General features: G+C 71.5%; 15 protein-coding genes. All 15 read left to right on the forward strand.

What is annotated here, in order from left to right; translation table 11 throughout:
- The first annotated feature begins 55 nt into the window (after nucleotides 1-55).
- The 15 genes from ABZU52_RS13880 to ABZU52_RS13950 all read left to right on the forward strand — a co-directional run bounded on the left by ABZU52_RS13880 (nucleotide 56) and on the right by ABZU52_RS13950 (nucleotide 19,923).
- Nucleotides 56-1,564: a sugar ABC transporter ATP-binding protein gene (locus ABZU52_RS13880; RefSeq protein ID WP_354971443.1), complete on the forward strand. Its 1,509-nt coding sequence runs from the start codon at nucleotides 56-58 to the stop codon at nucleotides 1,562-1,564.
- Complete coding sequence (locus tag ABZU52_RS13885) at nucleotides 1,561-2,688, forward strand: ABC transporter permease (protein ID WP_354971409.1); 1,128 nt, start codon at nucleotides 1,561-1,563, stop codon at nucleotides 2,686-2,688. Before ABZU52_RS13880 ends, ABZU52_RS13885 begins: the two co-directional genes overlap by 4 nt.
- Nucleotides 2,689-2,786: 98 nt before the next feature.
- Nucleotides 2,787-3,839: a substrate-binding domain-containing protein gene (locus ABZU52_RS13890; RefSeq protein WP_354971410.1), complete on the forward strand. Its 1,053-nt coding sequence runs from the start codon at nucleotides 2,787-2,789 to the stop codon at nucleotides 3,837-3,839.
- Nucleotides 3,840-3,860: 21 nt separating this feature from the next.
- Nucleotides 3,861-5,069, forward strand: a complete 1,209-nt coding sequence (locus ABZU52_RS13895) for a Gfo/Idh/MocA family oxidoreductase (protein ID WP_354971411.1) — start codon at nucleotides 3,861-3,863, stop codon at nucleotides 5,067-5,069.
- Between the two features lie 567 nt (nucleotides 5,070-5,636).
- Entirely contained in the window at nucleotides 5,637-6,800 is a 1,164-nt protein-coding gene (locus ABZU52_RS13900; RefSeq protein ID WP_354971412.1) for an inositol-3-phosphate synthase, read from the forward strand.
- On the forward strand, nucleotides 6,784-7,638 hold the full coding sequence (locus tag ABZU52_RS13905) for an SCO3242 family prenyltransferase (protein WP_354971413.1): 855 nt from the start codon (nucleotides 6,784-6,786) through the stop codon (nucleotides 7,636-7,638). Before ABZU52_RS13900 ends, ABZU52_RS13905 begins: the two co-directional genes overlap by 17 nt.
- Nucleotides 7,635-8,678, forward strand: coding sequence for a sugar phosphate isomerase/epimerase family protein (locus ABZU52_RS13910; protein WP_354971414.1), 1,044 nt, complete (start codon nucleotides 7,635-7,637; stop codon nucleotides 8,676-8,678). Before ABZU52_RS13905 ends, ABZU52_RS13910 begins: the two co-directional genes overlap by 4 nt.
- 55 nt (nucleotides 8,679-8,733) lie before the next feature.
- Nucleotides 8,734-9,342, forward strand: coding sequence for an EboA domain-containing protein (locus ABZU52_RS13915; RefSeq protein ID WP_354971415.1), 609 nt, complete (start codon nucleotides 8,734-8,736; stop codon nucleotides 9,340-9,342).
- A complete protein-coding gene (locus tag ABZU52_RS13920) occupies nucleotides 9,343-10,200 on the forward strand; it encodes a TatD family hydrolase (protein ID WP_354971416.1) in 858 nt (285 codons plus the stop codon).
- Complete coding sequence (gene eboE, locus ABZU52_RS13925; protein ID WP_354971417.1) at nucleotides 10,200-11,399, forward strand: metabolite traffic protein EboE; 1,200 nt, start codon at nucleotides 10,200-10,202, stop codon at nucleotides 11,397-11,399. The genes ABZU52_RS13920 and eboE overlap by 1 nt, the downstream gene beginning before the upstream one ends.
- Nucleotides 11,396-12,802 carry a nucleotide pyrophosphatase/phosphodiesterase family protein gene (locus tag ABZU52_RS13930; protein ID WP_354971418.1) on the forward strand — a complete coding sequence of 469 codons (1,407 nt, stop codon included), beginning with the start codon at nucleotides 11,396-11,398 and terminating at the stop codon, nucleotides 12,800-12,802. The genes eboE and ABZU52_RS13930 overlap by 4 nt, the downstream gene beginning before the upstream one ends.
- The gene (locus ABZU52_RS13935; RefSeq protein WP_354971419.1) at nucleotides 12,799-13,866 is read left to right on the forward strand and encodes a polyprenyl synthetase family protein; all 1,068 of its coding nucleotides are present in this window, start codon (nucleotides 12,799-12,801) and stop codon (nucleotides 13,864-13,866) included. Before ABZU52_RS13930 ends, ABZU52_RS13935 begins: the two co-directional genes overlap by 4 nt.
- Nucleotides 13,867-14,086: 220 nt before the next feature.
- A complete protein-coding gene (locus tag ABZU52_RS13940; protein WP_354971420.1) occupies nucleotides 14,087-16,942 on the forward strand; it encodes a PQQ-dependent sugar dehydrogenase in 2,856 nt (951 codons plus the stop codon).
- Nucleotides 16,943-17,017: 75 nt separating this feature from the next.
- Nucleotides 17,018-19,132, forward strand: coding sequence for a ThuA domain-containing protein (locus tag ABZU52_RS13945; RefSeq protein WP_354971421.1), 2,115 nt, complete (start codon nucleotides 17,018-17,020; stop codon nucleotides 19,130-19,132).
- Nucleotides 19,133-19,419: 287 nt separating this feature from the next.
- Nucleotides 19,420-19,923 (forward strand): ATP-binding protein, encoded by a 504-nt coding sequence (locus ABZU52_RS13950; protein WP_354971422.1) that lies wholly within the window; start codon nucleotides 19,420-19,422, stop codon nucleotides 19,921-19,923.
- The last annotated feature ends 147 nt before the right edge of the window (nucleotides 19,924-20,070 follow it).

Consider the following 20,070-nt stretch of genomic DNA (forward strand, 5'->3'; position numbering starts at 1 on the left):
GGCCGTCGCCGAGGCGCCGCTGGTCGAGGCTCCCGCCGACACCGTCGCGGGCGAGGTGGTCCTGCGCCTCACCGATGTGGTGAAGACCTTCCCCGGCGTACGGGCGCTCGACGGCGTGCAGCTGGAGGTGCGTGCCGGCGAGGTGCACTGCCTGCTCGGGCAGAACGGCGCCGGCAAGTCGACCCTGATCAAGGTGCTCGCCGGGGTGCATCAACCGGATTCCGGCCTGGTGGAGTGGCGCGGTGAGCCGGCCACGTTCACCAACCCGCAGGCCGCCATGAAGGCCGGCATCGCCACGATCTACCAGGAGCTCGACCTGGTCGAGGACCTGTCGGTGGCGGAGAACGCGTTCCTCGGGCACGAGTACCGCAGCTTCGGGTTCGTCCGGCGCGGCCGGATGGCCCGGCACACCCGGCAGATCCTCAGCCGGCTCGGCCATGGTGAGATTCCGCCGGGGCGGATGGTCCGCTCGCTGCCGGCGGCGGGCAAGCAGATCGTCAGCATGGCGCGGGCGCTGTCGCACGAGGCGCGACTGATCATCATGGACGAGCCGAGCGCGGTGCTGGCCCACGACGAGGTCGGCAACCTGTTCCGGATCATCCGCGAGCTGACCGCGCAGGGCATCGCCGTCATCTACATCTCCCACCGGCTGGAGGAGATCCGCGAGATCGGCGACCGGGTCACCGTACTCAAGGACGGCCGGACCACGGCGGCGAACCTGCCGGCGCGCGACACCCCGACCCGCGACCTGGTGAGCCGGATGACCGGCCGCACCATCGAGTACGTCTTCCCGGACCGGCCCGCCGACGACGCCGCGGGTGACGCCCTGCTTCAGGTGGAGGGGTTGACCCGGGCGGGCGAGTTCGCCGACGTGTCGCTGAGCGTGCGCGCCGGGGAGATCGTGGGCATCGCGGGGCTGGTCGGCTCCGGACGGTCCGAACTGCTGGAGACGATCTACGGCGCCCGCCTCGCGGAGGCCGGGTCGGTGCGGATGGACGGGAAGGTCCTGCGTCCCGGTGTCGGCGCGGCGGTTCGGGCCGGCATGGGGATGGCCCCGGAGGAACGCAAGAGCCAGGCGCTGCTGCTCGGCGAGCCGATCTACCGCAACGTCACGCTGGCCACCTTCGGCCGGTACGCGCGGCTCGGCTTCACCAACGCCGCCAAGGAACGCGCCGAGGCGGACCGGATCGCGGAGACCCTGGAGCTGCGGCCCCGGGACGTCGACCGGCCGGTACGCACGCTGTCCGGTGGCAATCAGCAGAAGGTGGTGGTCGGGCGGTGGCTGCTCGGCGGCACCAAGTTGCTGCTGCTCGACGAGCCGACCCGGGGCGTCGACGTGGGCGCTCGGGCTGAGCTCTACCAGGTCATCCGGGCATTGGCCGCTCAGGGCGTGGGGGTGCTGCTGGTCTCCAGCGAGGTGCCTGAGGTGCTGGGCCTGGCCGACCGGGTGCTGGTGATGCGGGAAGGGCGGGTCGTCCGCGAAGCCGCGGCCGGCGAACTCGACGAGAACACTGTGCTTGACCTCGTGATGGCGGGGTCCTTGATGGAAGGCGCACCGGCATGAGCGACGCGACTCCCACTCCCACCGCGACACCGGAGCGCCCGCAGCTTCCGGCGCAGTCGCCGCCGGTGGATCCGGCGGAGACGGCGGTGGCCAGCGACAAAGCATCATCCGGGGGCAAGCTCTCCTGGTGGCGGGGTGACGGTGGCGACGGCGCCAAGCGCAACCTCGGTCTGATCGGGGTGCTGGCCGCGCTCATCGTGGTCGGCGCGGTCACCAAGCCCGACCTGTACGGCGACCCGAACTGGGTCTGGAACAACGTCCTGGCCATCCTCCAGTTGGCCTCGGTCGTCGGCGTGGTCACGGTCGGGATGACCTTCGTGATCATCGGTGGTGGTATCGACCTGTCGGTCGGCGCGATCGTCGCGTTGGCCGGGGTCTGGTGCACCACTGTCGCCACCCAGAGCTACGGCGCCGGCGGCATGATCTTCGCCGCCCTCGCTGTCGGCATCTGCGTCGGCCTGGTCAACGGTGTGCTCATCTCGTACGGGCGGCTGGTCCCCTTCATCGCGACGCTCGCGATGCTGGTGGCCGCGCGTGGGCTCGCTGCGTCGATCTCCAACAAGCAGACCCAGGTGTCGAGCAGCACCTTCATCAACGACATCGCGGCGCGCAAGGTGATCGGGATCCCGATCCTCGTCTACATCCTCGGCGCGGTAGTGCTGGCCGGTTGGGTGGTGCTCAACCGTACGACCTTCGGCCGGCGGACCATCGCCGTCGGTGGTAACCCGGAGGCGGCCCGGTTGGCCGGCATCAACGTCCGGCGGCACACCATGCTGCTCTACGCGCTCTCCGGTCTCTGCTGCGGTATCGCCGCCATCATGCTCACCTCCCAGGCGACCTCGGCGCAGGCGGCGATGGCCAACCTGTACGAGTTGGACGCGATCGCCGCGGCGATCATCGGTGGGACGTTGCTCAGCGGCGGTCGGGGCACCATCGTCGGCTCGCTGCTCGGCGTCATCATCTTCGCCACCATCACGAACCTCTTCGCCATCAACGGCCTCTCCATCGAGGCGCAGAACATGGTCAAGGGCGGCATCATCGTCGCCGCCGTCCTGGTCCAGCAGTTCCAGTTCAAGTCCGTCACTCGGCTCCTCGCGCGGAACAGGGTCACCACCGCAACCTGACGCACCGCACCGTTGTCCTGGCGACGTCGAGATCCTTCGACGCTGGCCGGGGCCCGCACACCCTCATTAGGTCAAATCCCGCTCCCAGGAGGTCGTTCATGACCCAGCACAGTCGCGACCTGTCGCGCCGCCGGTTGCTCTTCGGTGGAGCCGCAGTGGGCGCCGCAACCCTGCTCACCGCCTGCACCAGCAACGAAACCCCGGCCGCCAGCACCCAGACCAAGGCCGCCGGAAACAGCGAGGGCAACAACGCCCCGGGCAAGAAGGTCGTCATCGGCTTCTCCGCCCCGGCCGCCGACCACGGCTGGATGGGCGCGATCCACGCCAACGCCAAGGCCCAGGCCGCGGCCTACTCGGACGTGGAGTTCAAGGAGGTTGACGGCGGGTCGAACTCCGAGGCCCAGCGCTCCACGCTCGGCACCCTGATCGCCCAGAAGCCGGACATCATCGTCGTCCTGCCGCACGACGGCAAGGAGGTCAACGCCGTTGCCCTCCAGGCGATGCAGGCCGGCATCCCGATCGTCAACCTCGACCGGGCGTTCCCCGACGCGCTGGCCTCGCGGCTGGTCATCAAGGGCGACAACTACGGCATGGGCGTCTCGGCCGGGCACTACATCGGCAAGATGCTCAAGGACAAGGGCGTCGCCAACCCGGTGATCGGTGAGATCGCCGGTCTGGAGATCCCGCTGACCGTCGAGCGCAGCGCCGGCTTCAAGGCCGCGCTGGCGACGTACGGGTTCACGGTAAAGAACCGCCGCTCGGCCGAGTTCACCTCGGACAGCGGTCAGCGCGAGGCGTCCCAGCTGCTCCAGGCGCTGCCGAAGATCGACGCTATCTGGAACCACGACGACGACCAGGGCATCGGTGTGCTCGCGGCCATCAAGCAGGCCAACCGGTCGGAGTTCTTCATGGTCGGCGGCGCGGGCTCCAAGCTCGCGATCGACGCGATCAAGGCCGACAACACCGTGCTGAAGGCCACTGTCACCTACAACCCGTCGATGGCCTCGTCGGCGGTCTCCCTCGCGCGGCTCATCGCGCAGGGCCGGGGCCTGGGCGACCTGACGGAGCTTCAGGTGCCCAAGGAAGTGACCCTGGCCTCGGAGACGATCACCAAGGAGAACGCGAGCAGCTACGACAAGCTCGGGTTCTGACATACCGGGGGGAGACCCACCTTGTCCACGACAGACAAAGAACTGCGGGTCGGCATGGTCGGCTACGCGTTCATGGGCGCCGCGCACTCACAGGCGTGGCGCACCGTGAACCGCGTTTTCGACCTGCCGGCGCGGGCCCGGATGGCGTTGATCTGCGGCCGAGACACAGCGAAGGTGGCTGACGCCGCCGACACACTCGGCTGGGACGCGTACACCACCGACTGGCGTGACCTGATCAACCGGGACGACATCGACGTCGTCGACATCTGCACCCCGGGAGACAGTCACGCCGAGATCGCTCTCGCCGCGTTGGCCGCCGGCAAGCACGTTCTGTGCGAAAAGCCGTTGGCCAACACGGTGGAGGAGGCACGGGCGATGACCGCCGCGGCGGATGTCGCCCGGGCCGCCGGAGTGCGGTCGATGTGCGGGTTCAACTACCGCCGGGTCCCCGCGGTCACGATGATGCGCCAGTTGGTCGCCGACGGACGGCTCGGGGTGATTCGACACGTCCGTGCGACGTACCTGCAGGACTGGATCGTGGACCCGCAGTTCCCGCTGGTCTGGCGGTTGCAGAAGGACAGGGCGGGCTCCGGTGCGCTCGGTGACATCGGTGCGCACATCATCGACCTGACCCAGTACGTCACGGGTCAGCGGATCAGCGGCGTCAGCGCGGTCACCGAGACCTTCGTCAAGGAGCGGCCGTTGCCGGCCGAGTCGAGCGGTCTGGCGGCCACGGTGGACGGCGGCAGCGCCCCCACCGGGCCGGTCACCGTCGACGACGCCGCGGTCTTCGTGGCCCGGCTCGACGGTGGCGCGCTGGCCACGTACGAGGCGAGCCGGTTCGCGACCGGCCGGAAGAACGGTCTGCGCGTCGAGATCAACGGCTCGCTGGGCAGCGTGGTCTTCGACCTGGAGCGCCTCAACGAGCTGGAGTTCTACGACGCCACCCGGCCGGCGGCCGAGCAGGGCTTCAGTCGCATCCTGGTGACCGAGGGCGAGCACCCGTACATGTCGGCGTGGTGGCCCCCGGGCCACATCATCGGCTACGAGCACTCGTTCACGCACGAGATGCGCGACTTCATCGAGGCGGTCGCCACCGGTGTCGACCCGACTCCCTCGTTCGCCGACGCGTTGCAGGTCCAGCTGGTGCTGGACGCGGTGGCGCGCTCGGCGGAGCTCGGCTCCTCCTGGGCCGAGGTGGCACCGACGCTGACCGCGGCGGCCGTCTGACCATCGACCATCCGCGATGGCGGTGTTCGCACCGCCATCGCCCGACCGGCTTTCCGACGCCGACCGGCGAGGGACCAGCCACGGATTGCGCCCCGTGGCCGGGCCAGAGGTCGGCATCGGAGAGCGTGCAGCCGGGCCGTACGGCCCGGTGGCGCACGAGCAGGACGGTCGTCCGGTGCGACCGGACCGGGATTCCCCGGCCGCACCGGAGGGCCGCCACCACCGGGAAAATCCGGAAAACCTGATAGCGCCGCCCGCTGCGGCGGCCTGAGACGTCCGGCCGGGGCATACCAACGCCCCGACCGGCCGGATGCGGGGGAGGCAGGGTCGAGACGCCGACCCGACCCTGCCTACCAGCCCCGTCTGCTCGTACCTGCCGGGATCCGGTGCGTCGTCGTCGCCGCCGACGCCGACGGCGGAAGCCGGTGCTGTTCCGGTGCGGGTCGGGCGGACGGGGCCCATCCACCCGGGCTGTTTCCGAAACCGGGCCGTATCTTTCCGAAACATATTCTGATATTCCTATATTTAGCGGTAGCGACAATTCCTCGTGGACGGGGAAGGAGCACCATGCGAACAGGTGTCTGGCTGGTAGGAGCGCGCGGTTCCGTCGCGACCACCAGCATCGTCGGGGGGCTCGCGCTGCGGGCCGGCCTGGCCGGGCCCACCGGCTGCGTCACCGAGCTGCCCGAACTGCGCGGCCCGGCCCTGCCGGCCTTCACCGATCTGGTCTTCGGCGGGCACGACCTGGCCACCACCCCGCTGTGCAAGCGCGCCGAGGCCCTCGCAGACGCCGGTGTCATCCCCTGGCGGCTGGTCGCCGCGCTCCGCGACGAGCTGGGCGTGGTCGAGCAGGAGCTGCGTCCCGCGCCGGTCGGCGACACCCAGGCCGATCGGGCCGCCGCGGTGGTCCGCGATCTCACCAGCTTCCGGGAGCGGCACGAGCTGGACCGGGTGGTGGTGGTCAACGTCTCCGCCACCGAGCCGGCCCCTCGACCGCACCCCGGGCACGCCGATCCGGCCGCGCTGCGCGCCGCCCTCGACGGGCCGGACGAGGTGCTGCCGGTCAGCTCCCTCTACGGGTATGCCGCGCTGCTCGCCGGCTGCCCGTACGTCGACTTCACCCCGTCCACCGGGCTGCGCCTGCCGGCGCTGGCCGCGCTGGCCGAGGAGGCCCGACTGCCGTACGCCGGGCACGACGGCAAGACCGGGGAAACCCTGGTCAAGTCGGTGCTCGCGCCGATGTTCGCGATGCGCAACCTGGCCGTGGGCTCCTGGTCCGGGGTCAACCTGCTCGGCGGTGGCGACGGCGCCACGCTCGCCGACCCGGCCGCGAACGCGGCGAAGGTGCAGAGCAAGCAGCGGGTGCTCGGCGAGACGCTGGGCTACGTCCCGCAGGGCGGCACCCGCATCGAGTACGTCGAGGAGCTGGGCGACTTCAAGACCGCCTGGGATCTGATCACGTTCAGCGGTTTCCTCGGCACCGGGATGCGGATGGAGTTCACGTGGCACGGCTGCGATTCCGCGCTGGCCGCGCCGCTGGTGCTGGACCTGGCCCGACTCACCGCCGCCGCGCACGCCGCCGGGCTGGTGGGGCCGCTGGCCGAGCTGGGCTTCTTCTTCAAGGACCCGCTGGGCGCGCCCACCCACTCGCTGAGCGAGCAGTGGGCCCGGCTGACCGCCTTCACCCGGCAACTACACGGCGGGAACGGTACCCATGACAACGTTGGCTGACCTCGCCGAGCTGGTCCGCGCTCCGGCGGCGCTCTCGGTGCCCGGTGACGTGATCGCCGGGGCCGCGGCGGCCGGCGCGTTGAGCCCGCGTACCCCTGCCCTGGCCGGCGCCTCGGTGCTGCTCTACTGGGCCGGCATGGCCGCCAACGACTGGGCCGACCGGCGCCTGGACGCCGAGGAACGGCCCGAGCGGCCGATCCCGAGCGGGCGGGTCACCCCGGCCGCCGCGGTCGGTCTCGCGGCGGGCCTCACCGCCGCCGGCGTGGGCCTGGCCGCCGCCGTGGGCGGTCGCCGCGCGGCCGCGCTCGCCGTGCCGCTGGCAGCCACCATCTGGGGGTACGACCTGCTGGCCAAGAACACCGCTGCCGGCCCGGCCGTGATGGCCGCCTGCCGAGGGCTGGACGTGCTGCTCGGCGCGTCCGGCGGCCGGATGACCCGGGCGTTGCCGGCGGCGGCGACCATCGCCGCGCACACCTGGACGGTCACCGAGCTGTCCCGCCGGGAGGTCACCGGCGCCGACGCCACCCTGCCGATGCGCACCCTCGCCGGCACCGCGTTGGTCGCCGCCAGTGCCGCCGTCGCCGCCCCTCGGCGGGTTGCGGCGCTGCCCGCCGTGCTGGCCGGCTGGTACGCCGCCCGGTACGGCGCGGCCCAGGCCGAGGTGGTCCGGGACCCGTCGGCCGGACGGGTCCGCGCGGCCGTCGGCGCCGGGATCACCGGGTTGCCGGCGCTTCAGGGGGCCCTCACCGCGCGCGGCGGAGCAGGTCTGCTCGGGGTGGCCGTCGCGGCGGCCGCACCGCTGGGTCGACGGCTGGCCCGGAAGGTCTCCCCGACATGAGCGTCCCCGAGCCCCGGCCGGGCGCGCCGGCCGCCGACGCCCCGACGCTGCGCCTCGGGTACGGCACGAACGGCTTCGCCAACCACCGTCTCGACGACGCGCTCGCCGTCATCGCCGAGCTCGGCTACGACGGGGTGGCGCTCACCCTGGACCACGACCACCTGGACCCGTTCGCGCCCGGGCTCACCCGCCGGGTCGCCGCTGTCGGTCGACGGTTGGAGTCGCTGGGCCTGGCGGTGGTCATCGAGACCGGGGCCCGCTACCTGCTCGACCCGTGGCAGAAGCACGCCCCGACGTTGCTGCACGACGACCCGACCCGACGGATCGAGTTCCTGCGCCGGGCCGTGCGGATCGGCGCCGACCTGGGCGCGGAGGCGGTGTCGTTCTGGGCCGGTGTCCGACCCGAGGCGGTGTCACCGCAGTGCGCCTGGGACCGGCTGGTGGCCGGCTGCGCCACAGTGGTCGACGCGGCCGAGGCCGCTGGCGTCACCCTCGGCTTCGAGCCGGAGCCGGGCATGTTGGTGCAGGACATCGCCGACTGGCGTCGGCTGTACGCCGCGCTGGACAACCCGGCCCGCTTCGGCATCACCCTCGACATCGGCCACTGCCGGTGCCTGGAACCGTGGCCGGTGCCGCAGTGCGTCGCCGAGGTGGCCGGTCACCTGGTCAACGTGCAGATCGACGACATGCGCCGGGGCGTGCACGAGCACCTGGAGTTCGGCGTCGGCGAGATCGACTTCCCGCCGGTGCTGGCCGCGCTGCGCGACGCCGACTACCGCGGCCTGGTCGCCGTCGAGCTGCCCCGCGACTCGCACGCCGCACCCGCCGTGGCCGCGCGGTCGATCGAGTTCCTGCGCGCCGCCGCGGCCACCGTTTGCCATCCGACCCGCAGCCTTTGCTCTGCACCCGCCGATGCGCCAGCGGCCGACCGATCGCCCGCCGATGCGCCAACGGCCGACCGATCGCCCGCCAATGCGCCAACGGCCGACCGACCGCCCGCCGAGGCGACACTCGCGAAAGAGGCCCCGGCGCATATGTAGGTGCAGAGCAAAGGGTGGCGGGGAGCGCCTGGAGCAGCAAGAGGGAGGAGACGGGATGACACCGGATTCACTACGGGCCGCGCTGGGAGGCGTACCCGATCCCGATTGGCTGGACACGGCGCTGCGCCGGGTCACGGCCGAGCCCACCGCGATCACCCGGCTCTTCCCCGCCGTCGGCCGGCGCTGCGGTCGAGCCGCGCTGCCCGACGCCCCCGGCTGGACCGCCGACGACGCGGCCCGGGTGCTGCTGCTCACCAGCCTGCCCGGCGACCACGCGGTGTACGCCGAGCGGCTCTACCAGCACGGCGACGCGGCCGAACGACGAGCCGTGCTGCGTGCCCTGCCGCTGCTGCCGATCGGCGCCGACGGGGTGCCGTTGCTGCACGACGCGATCCGGACCAACGACACCCGGCTGGTCGCCGCCGCGCTCGGCCCGTACGCGCGGCACCTCGACCCGGCCGCCTGGCGGCAGGCGGTGCTCAAGTGCGTGTTCAGCGGCGTCCCGCTGGCCGCCGTGGCCGACCTGGACGCCCGGGCCGACGGCGAGCTGGCCGAGATGCTGGCCGCGCTGGCCGCCGAACGGCACGCCGCCGGCCGGGAGCTGCCCGCCGACGCCACCGACCTGCTCGACCGGCTCACCGCCGCACTGCCCCGGGAGGCGTGAATGCGCATCTTCGACCCCCACATCCACATGACCTCACGCACCACCGACGACTACGAACGGATGGCCGCCGCCGGCGTACGCGCCGTGGTCGAGCCGGCGTTCTGGCTGGGTCAGCCGCGTACCAGCGCCGCCTCCTTCACCGACTACTTCGACTCACTGATCGGCTGGGAGCCGTTCCGGGCCGGGCAGTTCGGGGTGCGCCACTTCGCCACCATCGCGCTGAACCCCAAGGAGGCCAACGACCCGCGCTGCCGTCCCGTCCTCGACCTGCTGCCCCGCTACCTGGACAAGGACGCGGTGGTGGCGGTCGGGGAGATCGGCTACGACTCGATGACCCCGGAGGAGGACGAGGCGTTCGCGGCGCAGCTCGCCCTCGCGGTGGCGTACGAGCTGCCGGCGCTGGTGCACACCCCGCACCGGGACAAGGCGCGCGGATGCGAGCGGACCCTCGCCGTGGTCGCGGAGTCCGGCATCGACGCGGGCCGGGTGGTGGTCGACCACCTCAACGAGGTGACCGTCAAGCTGGTCCGGGACAGCGGCTGCTGGCTGGGCTTCTCCATCTACCCGGACACCAAGATGACCCCGCAGCGGATGGTGGAGCTGCTGCGCGCGTACGGCACCGAACGGATGCTGGTCAACTCGGCCGCCGACTGGGGACGCTCCGACCCGCTGCTGACCCGGGCCACCGGCGAGGCGATGCTGGCGGCCGGCTTCAGCGACGACGACGTCGACAAGGTGCTGTGGCGAAACCCGGTGGAGTTCTACGGGCAGTCCGGGCGGCTCGACCTCAGCGACGTGGAGGAGCCCACCGCGGTGGACCCGCAGACCGGCAACTCGATCCTGCGCGGCGGCAGCTGATGCGGCTGCGACATGCCGGCGGGGAAACCGTCCACCTCGGCTACTGCACCAACGTGCACCCCGCCGAGGACCTCGCCGGCATCCTCGGTCAACTGGACACCTACGCGGTGCCGGTCCGCGAGGCGCTCGGCAGCGACCTGCTCGGGCTCGGCCTGTGGCTGGCCGCCCCGGTCGCCGCCGAGCTGGCCGCCGACCCGACGCTGCGCCGCCGGTTGCGCACCGAGCTGGACGCGCGCGGGCTGGAAGTGGTCACCCTCAACGGCTTCCCGTACGCGGCCTTCCAGGCCCCGGTGGTCAAGCAGGACGTGTACCACCCGGACTGGACCACCGAGCAGCGCCTCACGTACACAGTGGATCTGGCCCGGGTGCTCGCCGACCTGCTGCCCGACGACGCGGCCCGGGGTTCGATCTCCACCCTGCCGCTGGCCTGGCGGCGACCGTGGGACACCGGCCGGGCCGACGCGGCCCGACACCGGCTGGACCAGCTGGCCGCCGGCCTGGCAGCGGTACAGCGGGACACGGGCCGTGAGGTGCGGGTCGCCTTCGAGCCGGAACCCGGCTGTGTGGTGGAGAGCACCGGCCAGGCCGCCGCGTTGTTGTCCGGGATGGACACCGATCGACTGGGTGTCTGCCTCGACCTGGCCCACCTGGCCTGCGCCTGGGAGGAGCCGGCCGAGGCGCTGCACCGACTGCGGACGGCCGGACTGCCGGTGGTGAAGGTGCAGGTGTCGGCCGCCGTCGAGGCCGCCGACCCGGAGGGTGGGGCCGAGGCGTTGCGCCGCTGGGTGGAGCCCCGCTTCCTGCACCAGACCCGGGGCGCCGGTTGCGCCGGCCTGGCCGACCCGGCCGACCCGGCGTACGCGGCCGACGACCTGGACGAGGCGCTGGACCGGGAGCTTCCCGGCCCGTGGCGGGTGCACTACCACGTGCCCCTGCACGCCCCGCCCGAGGAACCGCTCGGCTCGACCCTGCCCGTTCTGCGCGCAGCGCTGAGAGCGCTCTTCGAGAGCGAGACCGCCGGCTGCGACCATCTCGACGTCGAGACGTACACCTGGGGGGTGCTGCCCGCCGCACGACGGCCCGGCACCGACGCGGAGCTGGCCGCCGGCATCGCCGCGGAGCTGGCCTTCGCCCGAGACGAACTGGTCGGCCTCGGCCTGACCACAGAGCGAACCGTGAGCATGGGGGTGACGGGATGAGCCGGCGACTGGTGGTCCTCGACGTGGTGGGGTTGACGCCCCGACTACTGGCGCACATGCCTCGACTGCGGGGTGTCGCCGACGGTGGCTTCCGGGCCGAGTTGGGCACCGTGCTGCCCGCCGTGACCTGCTCGGTGCAGTCCACCTTCCTCACCGGCGAGCCGCCCAGCGGGCACGGGATCGTCGGCAACGGGTGGTATTTCCGGGAGCTGGGCGAGGTGCTGCTGTGGCGGCAGCACAACGCGCTGGTCGGCGGGGACAAGCTCTGGCAGGCGGCCCGTCGGGCCGAACCGGGCTACACAGTGGCCAACGTCTGCTGGTGGTACGCCATGGGCGCGGACGTCAACTGGACGGTCACGCCCCGCCCGGTCTACTACGCCGACGGCCGGAAGGAGCCGGACTGCTACACCGACCCGCCGGAGCTGCACGACGCGCTCACCGGACGGCTGGGCACGTTCCCGCTGTTCACCTACTGGGGGCCAACCGCCGGGCTGCCGTCGTCGCGGTGGATCTGCCAGGCGGCCGAGCAGATCCTCGCCGACGTGTCGCCCGACCTGACCCTGGTCTACGTTCCGCACCTGGACTACGACCTGCAACGCTTCGGCCCGTCGTCGGCCCAGGCCGCCGCCGCGGCGGCCGAGCTGGACGCCGTCCTCGGCCCGCTGCTGGACGCCGCACGGGCCCGCGACGCGACAGTGGTGGTGCTGTCGGAGTACGGCATCACCGACGTGTCCCGGCCGGTCGACGTCAACCGGCTGCTGCGCAGCGAGGGGCTGCTGCGGGTGCACACCCAGGCCGGCATGGAGTACCTCGACCCGTGGACGTCGAAGGCGTTCGCGGTCGCCGACCACCAGGTCGCGCACGTCTACGTCAAGGACCCGGCCGACGTGCCGGCGGTGGCGAAGCTCTGCTCCGGGCTGCCCGGGGTGGCCGAGGTGCTCGACGCCGACGGCAAGGCCGCGCACGGGCTGGACCACCCACGCGCCGGCGAGCTGGTGCTGGTGGCCGAGCCGGACGCCTGGTTCACGTACTACTACTGGTTGGACGACGCCCGGGCACCCGACTTCGCGAGGCTGGTGGAGATTCACCGGAAGCCGGGCTACGACCCGGCCGAGCTGTTCTTCGATCCAGCCAACCCCGGCGCCGCGAAGGCTCGGGCCGGGGTCGCGCTGGCCCGCAAGAAGCTCGGCATGCGGTACCTGATGAGCGCTGTCGGCCTGGACGCCGGCGCGCGGGCGGTGCGGGGCTCGCACGGGCGGCTGCCGGACGACCCGGCCGACGCCCCGGTGCTGCTCTGCTCCGACCCGACAGCGGCCCGGGACAAGATCGCCGCCACCGAGATCAAGGCGCTGCTGCTGGAGCTGGCCGGGCTGAGCCCGGGCGGTACGGGGGAGGGGGCATGACGGTCACCGTCGCGCCCACCGACGCCAGCGGGCTGCGGGCGCGCTTCGACGCCGAGCTGGCCGGGTTCCTCGGCCGGCAGGGCCCGGACTGGCCGGATGGAGCGCCGCGTGGCGTGTTCACCGCGCTGCAACGGTTCGTGCTGGCCGGCGGCAAGCGGTTACGACCGCTCTTCTGCTACTGGGGCTGGCGCGGCGCGGGGGCTGCCGACGGCACCCCGATCGTGGTGGCAGCGGCGGCCCTGGAGTTGTTCCACGCGTTCGCGCTGATCCACGACGACATCCTGGACGGCAGCGACCGCCGCCGGGGTGAGCCGTCGGTGCACCGGCTCTTCGCCGACCTGCACGCCCGCTCGTCGTGGCGCGGTGACCCCGAGGCGTACGGCCGCAACACCGCGCTGCTCTGCGGGGACCTCTGCGCCGCCTGGTCGGATCAGATGTTCCACGAGTGCGGGCTGAGCACCGAGCAGGTGCACCGGGGGTACGGTGTGTTCGCGCTGATGCGTACCGAGGTGATCGCGGGGGAGTACCTGGACCTGGTCTCGGGTGTGGGCGACGGCTCGGTGGCCAGCGCGCTCACCGTGATCCGGATGAAGGCCGCCCGGTACACGGTCACCCGGCCGTTGCAGATCGGCGCGGCCCTGGCCGGCGCGGGCCCGGAGCTGATCGCCCAACTGGGCGAGTTCGGTGACCCGCTGGGTGACGCGTTCCAGCTCCGTGACGACGTCCTGGGCGTGTTCGGGGACCCGGCGGTCACCGGCAAGTCGGTCCTGGACGACCTGCGTGAGGGCAAGCCCACGGTCATGATGGCGCTGGCCCGCAGCGCCGCCGACCGGCCGCAGACCATCCGGCTGCGGGAGCTGTTCGGCAACCCGGCGTTGGACGCCGAGGGCGCGGCGGAGCTGCGCGACATCATCGAGGCGACCGGCGCGCGGGAGCGGATCGAGCAGATGATCCGGGTCCGGACCGAGGCCGCGCTCTCCGCCCTGGAGAGTGCCATGGTGGCCGACGAGGCCCGCGCGGCCCTGGTTGCGCTGGCCGGGCAGGCGATCGACCGACGCGCCTGACCGGCTACTTTCGATCAGATCGACAAAAGTTGATGCTGAACCGCCGGAAGGTATGGACACATCGACATGTGCGACTTAGTGTCGTGACCAACACGACAATGTTTCGTCGAGGTGAACCGGCGGCGCGGCAACCCATCGACCCCCCCCACCACCGCTACGGCATCCGGCGCGACGGCGCGCGCCCGGCCTGGCAGTCACTCGTCAGGAAGGGACAGCACACATGTCCATGAAGGACGCTCCCAGACATCGGTCCCGACGATGGTTCTCCGCCGGATCAGCGCTGCTGCTGGCGGTCGCCGCCGGCACTGTCACCCTCGCCGCCGGCTCGGCTCCCGCACAGGCACACACCATCGTCGCCAGCGACTTCCAGCAGGTCGAGCTGGCCCGCGGCGTGACCGACATGGGTGAGCCGATGTCACTGGCGGTGCTGCCGGACCGTTCGGTCCTGCACACCGCCCGCAACGGCACCCTGCGCCGCACCGACGCCAACGGCACCACCACCGTGATCGGTACCCTGTCGGTCTACACGCACGACGAGGAGGGGTTGCAGGGCGTCGGGGTCGACCCGGGCTTCGCCTCCAACCGGTACATCTACCTCTACTACGCCCCGCCGCTCTCCACCCCCAGCGGCGACGCGCCGGCCACCGGCACCGACTTCTCGGCCTGGAACGGCGTCAACCGGCTCTCCCGGTTCACCCTCAACTCGGACTTCACGCTCAACCAGTCCAGCAAGGTCGACGTACTCGACGTCCCGGCCAGCCGGGGCATCTGCTGCCACGTCGGTGGGGACATTGACTTCGACGCGGCCGGCAACCTCTACCTCTCCACCGGCGACGACACCAACCCGTTCGAGTCGGCCGGCTACTCGCCGCTGGACGAGCGGACCAACCGCAACCCCGCGTACGACGCCCAGCGCAGCGCCGGCAACACCAACGACCTGCGCGGCAAGATCCTGCGGATCAAGGTGAACGCCAACGGCACGTACTCCATCCCGTCGGGCAACCTGTTCGCGCCCGGCACGGCGCAGACGCGGCCGGAGATCTACGCGATGGGGTTCCGCAACCCGTTCCGGATCAGCGTGGACAAGGCCACCGGTGTGGTCTACGTCGGTGACTACGGGCCGGACGCCGGCTCCACCAGCTCCACCCGCGGGCCGTCCGGCCAGGTGGAGTTCAACCGGGTCGCCGCACCGGGCAACTACGGCTGGCCGTACTGCACCGGCACCAACACCACCACCGAGACGTACAACGAGTGGGACTTCGCGACAAACGCCAGCGGCGCGAAGTACAACTGCACGGGCGGGCCGACCAACAACTCGTTCCGCAACACCGGCCTGACCACCCTGCCGCCGGCCCAGCCGGCCTGGATCCGGTACGCCGGTGACGCCGGCACCCCGACCGAGTTCGGCGGTGGCTCCGAGTCGCCGATGGGCGGCCCGGTCTACCGGTACAACGCCTCGTCGACCTCCACCACCAAGTTCCCGCAGTCGTTCGACGGGCAGTTCTTCGCCACCGAGTTCGGCCGAGGCTGGATCAAGCCGATCCACGTCAACTCCGACGGCTCCCGGGGTGCCATCGACACCTTCCCCTGGGTCGGCAAGCAGGTGATGGACTCGGCGTTCGGCCCGGACGGGGCGTACTACGTGCTCGACTACGGCACCGGCTACTTCAACGGTGACGCCAACTCGGCGCTCTACCGCTTCGACTACGTCGGCGGCGGCAACCGGGCGCCCACCGCGGTGGCCAGCGCCAACCGCACGTCCGGGGCAGCCCCGCTGACGGTGGCCTTCTCCTCGGCCGGCTCGTCCGACCCCGAGGGCGGCGCGTTGACCTACTCGTGGGCGTTCGGTGACGGGACCACCTCGACCGCCGCCAACCCGTCGAAGACGTACAGCACCAACGGCACCTACACCGCCACGCTGACGGTTCGCGACCCGCAGGGCGCCACCGGCAGCAGCAGCGTGCAGATCAGCGTCGGCAACACCGCGCCCACGGTCACGATCAACAACCCGGGCAACGGTCAGCTGTTCAGCTTCGGGGACACGGTGCCCTACAGCATCACGGTGACCGACCCGGAGGACGGCACCATCGACTGCACGAAGGTCAAGATGACCTACGTGCTCGGGCACGACCAGCACGGGCACCAGATCACCTCGAAGACCGGTTGCTCGGGCTCGATCACCATCCCGGTCGACGGTGAGCACGACGACGCGGCGAACATCTTCGCGATCTTCGACGCCGAGTACACCGACGCCGGTGGGCTGACCACGCACACCCAGCACACGCTGCCGCCGCGGCACCGCCAGGCCGAGTTCTACGGCACCTCGTCCGGGATCAACGTGTTCAGCAAGACCCCGGCCGAGGGCGGCAAGACCGTCGGCGACATCAACAACGGTGACTGGATCGCGTTCCAGCCGTACCGGTTGGGCAACGTGACCTCGTTCACCGCCCGGGTCTCCTCGGCGGGCGCCGGTGGCACCCTCCAGGTTCGGGCCGGCTCGGCCACCGGCACGGTGCTCGGCTCGGCCACGGTCCCGGTGACCGGCGGCTGGGAAACGTTCACCACGGTCACCGGGACGATCACCAACCCGCCGACCGGCACGACCACGCTCTACCTGACCTTCGCCGGGTCGGGCACCGGGGCGCTCTACGACCTGGACGCCTTCACCTTCGTCACCGGGACGCCCCCGGCCGGCGGGGCCGGGCCGATCAAGGGCCTCGGTGGCAAGTGCCTGGACGTACGGGGCGCCGCCACCGCCGACGGCACGCAGATCCAGATCTACACCTGCAACGGCAGCGCCGCGCAGACCTGGGCGGTCACCCCCAACTCCACGATCAAGTCGTTGGGCAAGTGCCTGGATGTGTCGGGTGGTGGCACCGCCGACGGCACCAAGATCCAGCTCTGGACCTGCAACGGCACCGCCGCGCAGAACTGGGCCGCTCAGGCCGACGGCACGCTCCGCAACACGTCGTCGGGCAAGTGCCTCGATGTCTCCGGCAACAGCTCCGCTGACAGCACGGTGGTCCACCTCTGGACCTGCACCGCCGCCGCCAACCAAAAGTGGACCCTGCCCTGAGCTGGCGGGAGGGGCCCTTCGACAACGCCTAGTGTGGTGCGAGGGGCCCCTCCTAACCGCAATTAGGAGAGCGATATGCGCAGACGCCTGCGACCCGTCCTCGGTGCGGCCATGGCCGCACTCGCCGTCATCGCCTGCACCACCCCGGCCACCCCGGCCAGCGCCGCCGACGCCCCGTACGACGTGCTGGTCTTCTCCAAGACCGCCGGTTTCCGGCACGACGCGATCCCGGTCGGCATCCAGACCATCCGCGACCTGGGCGCGGCGAACAACTTCACCGTCACCGCCACCGAGGACGCCGCCGCGTTCACCACCAGCAATCTCAACCAGTACGAGGCGGTCGTCTTCCTCAACACCACCGGCGACGTGCTCAACGCCAGCCAGCAGACCGCCTTCGAGTCGTACATCGCCTCGGGACGCGGGTACGTGGGCGTGCACGCCGCAGCCGACACCGAGTACGACTGGCCGTTCTACGGCAACCTGGTGGGCGCGTGGTTCGCCTCGCACCCGGCGATCCAGCAGGCCAACATCAAGGTGGAGGACCGGGGTCACGCGGCGACCGGGCACCTGCCGCAGACCTGGACCCGCACCGACGAGTGGTACAACTACCGCACCAACGCCCGGTCGACAGCGCACGTGCTGGCCACCCTGGACGAGTCGTCGTACTCCGGCGGCGGTATGGGCGCCGACCACCCGCTGAGCTGGTGCAAGAGCTACAACGGTGGCCGCTCCTTCTACACCGGCGCGGGGCACACCCAGGCGTCGTACGCGGAGCCGAACTTCCGCAACCACCTGCTCGGCGGCATCCGGTACGCCTCCGGTCGGAGCAAGGCCGACTGCCGGCCCGAGACCGGCTACACCCCGCTGTTCAACGGCTCGACGGCCGGCTGGTCACAGGCCGGGCCTGGTAGCTTCACCAACTCCGACGCCACCCTGACCTCGGTCGGTGGGATGGGGTTGTTCTGGTACAACGCCAAGCAGTTCACCAACTACTCGCTGAAGCTGGACTGGAAACTGGCCGGTGACGACAACTCCGGCATCTTCATCGGGTTCCCACCGTCGAGTGACCCGTGGTCGGCGGTGGACAACGGTTACGAGATCCAGATCGACGCCACCGACGCGACCGATCGCACCACCGGCGCGGTCTACACGTTCAAGTCGGCCGACATCGCCGCCCGCGACGCGGCGCTGAACGCGCCGGGCGAGTGGAACACGTACGAGCTGCTGGTCGAGGGGGAGCGGCTACAGATCTTCCTCAACGGTGTGAAGATCAACGACTTCACCAACACCAACCCGGTCCGCTCACTCGCCGGTCACATCGGCATCCAGAACCACGGCACCGGTGACGACGCCTACTTCCGCAACATCCGGATCAAGGAGCTGGGCGGCACCCCGCCGCCGACCGGGAACACCACGATCCAGGCCGAGGCGTTCAGCTCGGCCAACGGCGTCTCCGCGTTCACCAAGGCGGGCGCCAACGGCGGGCAGACCCTCGGCTACATCGAGCCGGGCGACTGGGCCGCGTACAACGGGGTCGACCTGACCGGGGTCACCTCGTTCACGGCCCGGGTCGTCTCCGGCGGCGCGGGTGGCAGCATCCAGGTGCGCACCGGCTCGGCGACCGGCCCGGTGCTCGGCACGGTCGCGGTGCCCAACACCGGCAGCTGGACGACCTACGCCAACGTCACCACGGCGCTGTCCAACGTCCCGTCCGGCACCCAGAACCTCTACCTGACCTTCACCGGTAGCGGCACTGGACTCTTCGACGTGGACGACTTCACCCTGGTCAAGGGGAGTGGGGGCAGCACCGGGGTCGGCCCGATCAAGGGTCTCGCCGGCAAGTGCCTGGACGTGCGCAGCGGTGCCACCGCCGACGGCACCCAGATCCAGATCTACACCTGCAACAGCAGCGCGGCGCAGACCTGGACCGTGACGCCGAACTCGACGATCAAGGCGCTCGGCAAGTGCCTGGACGTCTCCGGCAGCGGCACCGCCGACGGCACCAAGATCCAGCTCTGGACCTGCAACGGCAGCGGCGCGCAGAACTGGGCGGCGGCGTCCGACGGCACCCTGCGCAACCCGTCGTCGGGCAAGTGCCTGGACGTCTCCGGCAACAACTCCGCCGACAGCACCATCGTGCACCTCTGGACCTGCCTCAACGCGGCCAACCAGAAGTGGACCCTGCCCTGACCGACTGACCCCGGAGGGGCGGCGGCCCACGTCGTCGGCCCCTCCGCGTCAGCCGCCTGAGCGCCGACGTGCCCGGTTGGCGTCCCCCGCCGGCCACTCGCATCGGCACAAGCGCGACGAGCGGTGTCTCCAACGAGCGTGATGCCTCTGAGTCATCAAGATGATTCAGAGGCATCACGCTCGCACCGCTTCGCCCGCCGGCCCGCCGCTGCCGGGGCATTCGGAGGCAGGCACACTGCGCGGACGCCGCCGACCGGCTCACAGCCGGCTGCCGTACCTTGACCTGCATGGGGTTGTTCGCGCAGTGGCGTGGGACGGTGCTGGCGCGAGGCCATCAGCTGCTCGGTGCGCTGGGCCGGGCGGAGGAGACCGACGACCCGTCCGAGCCGGCGCCCAGCCTGAACCGTCTCGACGCGTTGGTGGAGGGCTTCACCGCCGGCCAACCGGTGCGGTGGACGATGGCCGGGCAACCCCGGCCGCTGCCCGGCCCGGTCGACGTGGTGGCGTACCGGATCATCGAGGAAGCGCTGACCAACGCGTGCCGGCACGCGCCGGGCGCTCCGGTCGGGGTCCGCCTCCGCTACGACGCCGCGGGCATCACCATCGAGGTCCGCGACGAGGGCGCCGGTCCCGCTCCGTCAGGCGGCGGCAGCCAGGCCGCCGGGCGGCTTCTGCTCGGGGTACGCCGGCGCGCCGAGCGGCTCGGCGGCACGTTCTCCGCCGGCCCGCGCGCCGGAGGCGGCTTCACCGTACGGGCTGTCCTGCCCGCGCCCGAGGAATTGGTCGAATGATCGGCCGAGGACGGGGCTTCCCGGATGGGGTGGTGCGGAAATAGGGTGGGGTCGGCGACCGTGCTGGTGGCCGGTGACTTGGTGGGAGGCGCAACCCGCCGGGGCTCAGGTGTGTTCCGCACCCACCGGTGACCGCCCGAACGCCGC

The organism is Micromonospora sp. NPDC005220 (assembly GCF_040607895.1).
In the GTDB taxonomy this organism is placed as follows: Bacteria; Actinomycetota; Actinomycetes; order Mycobacteriales; family Micromonosporaceae; genus Micromonospora.

What these genes read in the sequence shown, in the direction of transcription:
- ABZU52_RS13890 (WP_354971410.1), top strand. Translation starts at nt 2,787, where the DNA reads ATGACCCAGCACAGTCGCGACCTGTCGCGCCGCCGGTTGCTCTTCGGT.
- eboE (WP_354971417.1), top strand. Translation starts at nt 10,200, where the DNA reads ATGCGGCTGCGACATGCCGGCGGGGAAACCGTCCACCTCGGCTACTGC.
- ABZU52_RS13905 (WP_354971413.1), top strand. Translation starts at nt 6,784, where the DNA reads ATGACAACGTTGGCTGACCTCGCCGAGCTGGTCCGCGCTCCGGCGGCG.
- ABZU52_RS13950 (WP_354971422.1), top strand. Translation starts at nt 19,420, where the DNA reads ATGGGGTTGTTCGCGCAGTGGCGTGGGACGGTGCTGGCGCGAGGCCAT.
- ABZU52_RS13945 (WP_354971421.1), top strand. Translation starts at nt 17,018, where the DNA reads ATGCGCAGACGCCTGCGACCCGTCCTCGGTGCGGCCATGGCCGCACTC.
- ABZU52_RS13885 (WP_354971409.1), top strand. Translation starts at nt 1,561, where the DNA reads ATGAGCGACGCGACTCCCACTCCCACCGCGACACCGGAGCGCCCGCAG.
- ABZU52_RS13915 (WP_354971415.1), top strand. Translation starts at nt 8,734, where the DNA reads ATGACACCGGATTCACTACGGGCCGCGCTGGGAGGCGTACCCGATCCC.
- ABZU52_RS13940 (WP_354971420.1), top strand. Translation starts at nt 14,087, where the DNA reads ATGTCCATGAAGGACGCTCCCAGACATCGGTCCCGACGATGGTTCTCC.
- ABZU52_RS13920 (WP_354971416.1), top strand. Translation starts at nt 9,343, where the DNA reads ATGCGCATCTTCGACCCCCACATCCACATGACCTCACGCACCACCGAC.
- ABZU52_RS13930 (WP_354971418.1), top strand. Translation starts at nt 11,396, where the DNA reads ATGAGCCGGCGACTGGTGGTCCTCGACGTGGTGGGGTTGACGCCCCGA.
- ABZU52_RS13935 (WP_354971419.1), top strand. Translation starts at nt 12,799, where the DNA reads ATGACGGTCACCGTCGCGCCCACCGACGCCAGCGGGCTGCGGGCGCGC.
- ABZU52_RS13900 (WP_354971412.1), top strand. Translation starts at nt 5,637, where the DNA reads ATGCGAACAGGTGTCTGGCTGGTAGGAGCGCGCGGTTCCGTCGCGACC.
- ABZU52_RS13910 (WP_354971414.1), top strand. Translation starts at nt 7,635, where the DNA reads ATGAGCGTCCCCGAGCCCCGGCCGGGCGCGCCGGCCGCCGACGCCCCG.